Source organism: Nostoc sp. (genome assembly GCF_036917515.1).
GTDB lineage: Bacteria > Cyanobacteriota > Cyanobacteriia > Cyanobacteriales > Nostocaceae > Nostoc.
The window spans coordinates 1-7,970 of sequence record NZ_JBALDE010000247.1 but is presented as its reverse complement, the minus strand read 5'-3'; the positions used below and the strand labels follow the sequence as shown (position 1 = coordinate 7,970).

The window sequence follows — 7,970 nt, the reverse complement described above, 5'->3', positions numbered from 1 at the left end:
CCGGATACTTAAAAACCTGAAGATAAAAGCTCAAGCTTTTGGCTTAGAGCTCATCCCTATTTCCAACGCTACGGAATGTGTTTCTTAGGAGTCAATCTACTTGTCTGGATTTGCAGGGGTTCATTGCTCGACTGGAGCAGTTTCGACATATTATTACCGGATATGAGAAGCTCGCTGCGAATTATACAACCATGATTGAGATCGCGTCACTTTTGTTGTACTTATAGTTTAAAAACACGGCTTAGTGTGAAACTTTCAATTTTTTCTCTTCAAAGAAGGCATATTTTTGGGAAACACGGACGCTATTTTTTTTCAAACTCAAAGTCTATTAAAGAAACATAGATATCCCCCCTTACATACTGCTCATCAGTTGCAACGGCTGTACTAGGTACATTCTTAGAATAGGCTGACCAAATTTCTTTATAAACAGAAAAGTCAAATACATTTGCGACAATAATAATCCCTATTGTTGATCGATCATAGATTCGATATGCTTCAGATAACCAGCTATTTATAGCATCTTGATCACAACCACGTTCTAAAGCAAATGTAAATTGAACATAGTATATACCTGGCTTTTTTGGTGCATTTATTTTGAAAGATTCTGCCTTTTGACTTTTTTCCCCGTTCTCCACTTGACCAACATTTATACATGCTGGTGTATTTTTTTTAATACCTATCATAATTTGGTTCTGTACAGCTGGTGGAAAGGTTTTTACAGTATTAAGAGTGTAAACGTATTTATAACCTGTATGACCGTGAATTTCCTGCCCAGGAGAAGCAAATATGACATCTGGTTTATTTTTCAAGTTAGACAGTACTGTCGCCACTAATGTCGTTGCAGATGCAAGAAATGTTGAGAGAACAATTGAGACAGTGATCCCAATGCCCCAACGCGAACGGGTGTCTTTATTTCTTTGTCTAATGCTTTGTTGTATAAACTCAGTCTCCACTGTGTTGAGCCAGTTGTCATTAGAATCAAGTATGTCTTTTAATACATTAAGACGGGGGTTAGTATTCCAAAGAAACTGTCTCGATTGTTCATTTTTCCAATCAACAGATGCAGGCGTTAGTAGCCGTTGTAGAACTATGGTTGATTGGTTTTTTCGTTTCCACACTAGTAACTTATCCCATCCCTGTACCAAAGCATCATGGGCTGGCTCTACATAGGGTTCGCCTTGAGAATTAGAACCTTCAACAATTAAACGGGCTTCAGAAAAGCGTTTGATCAGTGTTTGTACTCGCTCGTTTTCTTTCTCGTTTGGGTACACCAGTTCAGACTTAGGAACCTGTCGCCGTGCTAACTCACCACCTTGTAATGAAATCATCCGCAGCATCACCCGACGTATTGTATCTTTGTAAGCGGGGTCTTCTTTTACTAACTGGTCATACTCCTGGTTCGCACGCTTGGTTATAGAACCAACGACTCTTCCTAACTCTTTGTAATCTTCCTTAGTTAAAGCGCGGTTGTCCCTTCGCTCCTCTAAATATTTCAGGTACAATTGGCTGAGGGTGAAAGAAAGCAAGGGTAAAGCACCTGGCATTTGTACGACTTCGTTGATCAGTTCGTCCACCAAGCTAGGAGGGTCAAAATAAACGACTTTTTCCAATGCTGGTTTCTCAATCGCCTCCCGCAATTCATCTTGAGTCATTGGTGGTACAACAAACCGGGCGTCATCATTCCAGAAGTCCTTGAGAATAGAGTTTTGAAATTGAGCTTCAAAGTCGAGTCGCAGAGTGATAACTATATCGATGTTGTTGGGATATTGGGCGATAGCACTTCTAATGAGTTTCTGAAATTGCTCTCGTTCTTCGTCACTTTTACACAGAGTTATCAATTCTTCAAACTGATCAACTGGCAGTAATAATTTTGTCTTGGGATGAGTTTTGCTCCAACTTTGAATGATGTTTGCTAAAGCTTGCTCGTTTTTTGCCAGTTCATCCACAGTAATTGTAGTTGTAAGTGGCAAACACACCTGTGCTAAAGCCTTTAAGGGACTTTCCCCCGGTCGCATGGGGTCTAAAATCTGAAACTGATACTCGGTAGATTGACGCAGGCGAGGCAATAACCCAGCTTTCATTAAACTGGATTTTCCCGTTCCGGAAGCACCCAATACTAATGTCAACGCTTGTTGATCGGAAACGACGGGTTGATAAAGTTGTTTGATGAGATTTTCTCTACCGAAAAACAAGCCACTATCTTTTTCGTCGTAAGATTGCAATCCTCGATATGGATTATTTTTCTGATTTAATGGTGGTGCATCCTGCAATTTATCTCGGTCAAAATTTGGCAAAAGGAAGATGAATTCCCCTTTATCATGTTTTTTGAGCAGACAGAAACTAGGGGTTTGTCGCTTGTACTGATTTTCTGTGAGGATTTCAATCTTATCGCGCAGATATGAGTAAAGCTCAGTTGCAGTGATAATACAATCCTCATTAAAGTCGGCAGCTTCATCAGGTCCCCCGCGTAAAGCATCAAAAAGAGCTTTGGCAAAGGGAGAGTGAACCTCGTTACCTTCTTTTATTGTCCCGCGCTGTCCCAAAGAATCTAAAGCTTTTTGATCGTCAGCCGCAGAAGTAATCACTTGCCAAGCGGCATCACTAATGAAGCGATCGTAGCGTTCTTTATAGACTGTGACTTTGGGCTGAATCTCTCGCTTGAGACTTGCCCAACGAAAAGCGCCTGCAAAGCAACAATCGAGAATTGCTAACATATGCCGACAAGGGAGTGCATTCAGGGCATCATGTAACTCCTGCATCGGCAAGTAGGTGTTGCTATCCCCTAATGTGGCATCTTGCGGAATCAAATAACCCACTGGCCCCTCTTGATTTTCTAGAGCCTCTAAGGCAATACCATGTCCGGCAAAATAGAAGAGGACGCGATCGCTCTCGGTAACTACCACTTTTTCGTTGTCAAAAGCTATTTGTCCTTGTTTGAAGTCTTCAATCAGTTCTTTGACTTTGCTAAGGGTAACACGTTTATTCAATAGCAACTGGACTTCATATTTATTTTGTGCTTGATATTGCTGTTTGAGATTCTGATGTTGCTCTTGGAGAATTTGAGCCAGTTTGTGAGCATCAGGAACTGCTGTTTCTAACTCTCTAATACCATTTCCATAGTCATTTATACCGATAATAATCGCAAAATTCCGATTGAATTTATGCTTAGACATTAGTAAACCTCATCTAATTTTAATTCCAGTCGAATACTTTTGAAAATCTCACGCACAGACACAGCATCACGTCGCTTCGCTCAGAATTCAAAATTTAAAATTCAAAATTAATGATCCCGAGCAATAAATTCAGGGGCTTGTATCGTTTTCGTTTTCCGGCAAGTCTGATGCTTATAACACAATACTTTTAAGTTAAGATAACTTGTACGACTGATAATCTCGCTTTGAGACGTTGCAATGCAACATCTCAACACATATCAAATCTCTACAAACAATCCTTAAATTAATTGTATTGGTATAGAATTTTTCAAGGCAATAATAACAAAAGTAAATGCTTTTTTTGTCTTTCAACTGTCTACTTCTTTTCTTGGGTGATGATCGCTGTAATCAAAGCATCTAACCCGACTTCTGTTAATTGGATACTGAAATAACTTAAGTGGTCGCAAGCTACTTCTTGAACAAAGGGTGCAAGTGATCGCCCTTTGGGAATATTCTGGATACTATCTACAGTGACTGCAATATCATTCTGTACACCAAAAAAAGGTAAATTTACAACTTTCTTAAATAAACTTTGCTCTAGCCGTTCTAAAACACTTGATTTTTTCTCTAGCTGCTGCTCTAATGCTGCCGGAATAATAGATGTGTTGCCAGCGATAATTGAGTAGGGAATGCCAGGATCTTCACTTGCTGCCAAAGATTTGAGAAAATCAGAGTTTGGGTTTAACTCAGCTAGAGCTACTCTAATATTTTTTTCCAGAATTCCCATCAAACCTGTCAGCACTGTTACAGGCCAAGCAAGTGTAGAAAGTCTGTTGAGTCCAATACCCAAAGTCAGTTTTACCCAATCTTCAACAACTGGCCAAGGAGAACCTGCATTTGGTGTACCCAACATAATTAAATGTTGGACAACTTTATTACCTCCTTCTCGCTCAATAAACCAACGGGAAACTAGACCTCCCATTGAATGAGCAATAATGTGCAACTCTTTACCATGGTTTGCTCCTAAACCCACTTCTTTTAGACGCTGATTTAAATTTTCAGCATTCTCTTTAATTGAAGTATTCAGATTTTCGTAGTCAAAGGTGAGAACTACATCGAAAAGTTCACTGATGGAACGCTTTTGTCCATCTGCTTGCAATACAGGGTGTTTAATGGTGTTGACTAAACTTTCAGTATCGCCAATAATGCCGTGAATGTAGAGGGCAATTCGTTTTGCTTGTGCTACTCGCTGCTGAACATCAACTACATCCCGTTTATAGGTTACTTTATTGTCGTCTTCCACCTCAGCCACTGCTAAAATAGGATACTTAAATTCCCGCCCAAAATTTCGACTGATTACTTTTTCAAAGAAGATGCGAATAGACCCTTGTAGGCTACGTTCTCCCTGACTAACTGGGGCTGGTAATCGTTCTATCTCAATTTCTGTTTTCCTATCTTGAGTTGTTTGACCGCGACCTAAAGGTAAGAAAAATTCCCCATCATAGCCAACAGCAAGAAGATATTCATTGTCTGCTAATGGTACATCTACTAATAACTTCAAAGGTGCATCTGGGGTGACAACTGTGTAATCTTGAATCTCGTTCAATTCCAATACACTTAATCCTGGGTCAGTACCTCTACTGGTAGTAAATTGGAAAGGTCGAGTAACTTCTGCATCTTCTCGCAGGATAGGGGGCAAAATTTGATTTCCTAAATCTCGGCTGACTTGTGGTGTGGTAGTTAAGCGAGCATTTGCCACCAAGCTAGGATGCACCTGTAATTTCACCCCTGATCCTAATAATTTTTGTTCTGTCTGAGAAACTGGGGTAGAGTCTAAGGGACGTACAGTGGTAATGGTAATTTCCTGTGCATACCAATCGTCATACTTTGCTGCACTTTTAGCTTTGATTTCACGATTTTGAGTTCGATTCATCAAACGCTCAAGGCTACTTTGATTTGCAGATTCTAAATCTCTTGTGACAGGTGGACGAGGAGCATCAAGTTTATTCTGAGTCAGCAATTTAGCATCAAATTCCTCGTTACTGACAATCAATTTAATTATGTCTTTGTACTCAGTAATCCCCTGTAACCACAAATCGTCTGGAACTTCGAGTATCAAGTTTTCGCCGTCTAGAGCCAGTGCTGATTCTCCTGGTTGTAGCTTAATGCTACCTGCTTCAAAAAATGGGGCGCTAATAGCAAAATTGTCTGAAAGGTTGATTAAGCCAAAGTAAAGTGGATTCTGACTTTTATTAGTAAGTTTCAGTTGAAATTCTGGATTTTGCCATCTACCATCCCTATAGGTGTACTGCAAACGCATCTGCTGCAATTGAGATTGATTCTTCATTTTCAAAGATGAGTTTCATCTCTACATCATTGGCTCTAATCTTAGTTGCTGGATTTGAGAGTTCTGCAATAGTTGTCCAACGGGAAATATGCTCTAAACGTTGAATTGCCTGTTTTGCATTCTCTGGACTATAGCCATCAATTTGAGCTACTAAAGATCGGTCATCTGTAGGTCGGGAAATTAAATACTGTTGATGACGACAAAGTAGGCGAAACTCGCCTTTACCAACTTCTTTCTCCTCGCGTACATAGGGTGAAGCTTTACTATCAAGTCCAACTGTTGCTAGTGCTTGGCGTGCGAGAGTTACACCAGCTTCATCTCCTTCAATGTGAACCCCTAAAGGTGGTAGCGGTAGGCTGGTGATAACTGCTTTAAAAGAAGTACCATCAGCAGTCAGGTTTGGGACATCTTTGATATCTACCTGACTCTGCGTTGGTAGCACCCTAGTCACTTTTGCTGTACCCACAGACTTTGCTGGCTCACGCAGGTCTTCGATATTGGCATCAGAGGAAAATAGTGCTAGTAAAGTGGTTTCGCCGTCTTTGGGTGGCTGCACTCTGTGGACAGCACCACCATCAATTACCCAGCCATAGTTTGGGTCATTTTTAACAATAAAGTAGGGGTGACGTTCTGCGATCGCTCCATCAAGGAAAAACTTGTTTTCATCCTCAGGATTATTCATTTCCAACTGAGGAGACTGGGCTGTAATTTTACTGCGGATGATGGCATTTGTCCGCCCAAACAAATCTCGATAAGTTAGCTTTCCGTTAGCTTTAGAAAGCGTATCCATCAAAAAATAAGAAAAACTACCCCGGTGTTTGTCACCGCCGTAGTATTCCTTCGCTGTTTCGTAGTCTCGACAAGCAGCTAGAAGTACATGACGACCTTTGGGTATCTTCCACCCACTGGGGTGTTTTTCTGGGTCACGGGAATCTGAAAGTTGCCTTAAGTCGGCGAGAGAAAAAATAAAACTATCCAGTGGGCGTTCTCGCTTGTCTGTAGGGAAGCGACGTATTCCTGTTTCTTGCAATGGGTCTTTGGTGCCGGAACCAGAGTGGCAGCAATCCATAATAATGGTAATGTGCGGGTCTTTTTCTGCTACTTCGGCAATGAGTTTTCCTAATTCTTTATCTGCCAAATCCCAGCCGCCTTTGGTACGACTGTCATAACATACTAAGGTTTCATCAAGATGGTCTGGCTCTAAGTGCCAAAATTCTTTTGGTGCCAACTCTTGAGAACCGTGACCACTGTAGTAAAACAAAACTATATCATCTTGCCCAGCTTGACGAAGATGCTTCCGGAAACCATCAATGACTGCCTTACGGGTTGCCTGGTCATTCTTAAGGGTTTGTAAGTCTAATTGGTATTCTTTTTGATCAAACCGTTCGTTAAGATACTCTTCTATTGCTGTAATGTCGTTTACACAACCTTGGAGTCGATGATTTAAATCAGGATAATTGTCAATACCAACTAGCAAAGCATATAAGTTACGAGTCATGATTATTTGTCTCTCCTGAAGCTATGATTTCTAAATTGCTCAGATAAAATGATTGTAATTATGGCTTATTTCCCCACTTTTATGTTTTTTGAAAGTCTCTATTCAACGCAGAATCTAAGCGGTTATCAAAGGTTTTAGGACATTTACTACAACCTAAATTAGGGAGTATTCCAAATGAGCAAAAAGAGGGTGAAACACCGATTTTATTCGTGATTGTTCATCCCAAATAAGAGGGTGACTGTACATCAACACAGGAATTCTGGAGGTGTTAACAGCTAGCACAATCAGCAATATGCAGTTTATATGCATCAATGATTTTTACTGGCAAATTGAGATTTTTGAGATTCTAGATATACTGATGTAAATATGTAGTGGTAACAAAACATAAAAGCCTGCACAGTAAGATTTTCCAGGTTACTTTATGTCCAAAACTCTAAAGTCCCACTAGAAGCTTACGAGCAGAAAATCACTAATTTTATATCACCTAGCTTTTATTCAGTCGCTATCACACCTTTTATGCAAATTGCAAATTTTTAATTTTCTCCTCTAGCCACAACTGAGCAAGGAAGTTGCACAGCACTGGCAGCTCTATGCCTTGACTAGAAGCATTGTTAGGCTTTTAAAAGAGCCGTTGCTTAAGAGATTTTCTGACTTCAAGCCCGCCAAGGGAAGGACACTTGCTTGTGTGTTTTCCCCATTAAAGCAAGTGACGTCAAAGTCTCTGTTGCAAAGGTGCGAAGAAGAACGCAAAAAAAGCAGTTTTGCCAGAAGTATAGCGATCGCCCGATCATAAAAATTGTACTTCTTAAGAAGAATTCAGAAATCAGAATTCAGAACTCCCCATTTAGATATTTGTTGAAAAATTAAATTAAAACTTAAAGTGAACCTGAGTTCGGGTTAAGCAGGTTGAGATAAAAGCCACTCCATCTGAAGGCTGGGTTTCTTAGGTTGATGGCAATAAGCGATTAATCCG

The 7,970-nt window shown here is 40.3% G+C and carries 3 protein-coding genes; all 3 read right to left on the bottom strand.

Features of this window, described 5'->3' with window-relative positions:
- Positions 1-302: 302 nt before the first annotated feature.
- The 3 genes from V7K89_RS31650 to V7K89_RS31640 all read right to left on the bottom strand — a co-directional run bounded on the left by V7K89_RS31650 (position 303) and on the right by V7K89_RS31640 (position 6,997).
- Positions 303-3,173: an nSTAND1 domain-containing NTPase gene (locus tag V7K89_RS31650; RefSeq protein ID WP_335194442.1), complete on the bottom strand. Its 2,871-nt coding sequence runs from the start codon at positions 3,171-3,173 to the stop codon at positions 303-305.
- A gap of 355 nt (positions 3,174-3,528) precedes the next feature.
- Entirely contained in the window at positions 3,529-5,499 is a 1,971-nt protein-coding gene (locus V7K89_RS31645; protein WP_335194440.1) for an esterase/lipase family protein, read from the bottom strand.
- On the bottom strand, positions 5,450-6,997 hold the full coding sequence (locus V7K89_RS31640) for a caspase family protein (RefSeq protein ID WP_335194438.1): 1,548 nt from the start codon (positions 6,995-6,997) through the stop codon (positions 5,450-5,452). The genes V7K89_RS31645 and V7K89_RS31640 overlap by 50 nt, the downstream gene beginning before the upstream one ends.
- Positions 6,998-7,970: the final 973 nt, after the last annotated feature.

Bases quoted from the DNA above. Each gene is read 5' to 3' on its own strand.
- V7K89_RS31650 (WP_335194442.1), bottom strand. From the start codon at position 3,173: ATGTCTAAGCATAAATTCAATCGGAATTTTGCGATTATTATCGGTATA.
- V7K89_RS31645 (WP_335194440.1), bottom strand. From the start codon at position 5,499: ATGAAGAATCAATCTCAATTGCAGCAGATGCGTTTGCAGTACACCTAT.
- V7K89_RS31640 (WP_335194438.1), bottom strand. From the start codon at position 6,997: ATGACTCGTAACTTATATGCTTTGCTAGTTGGTATTGACAATTATCCT.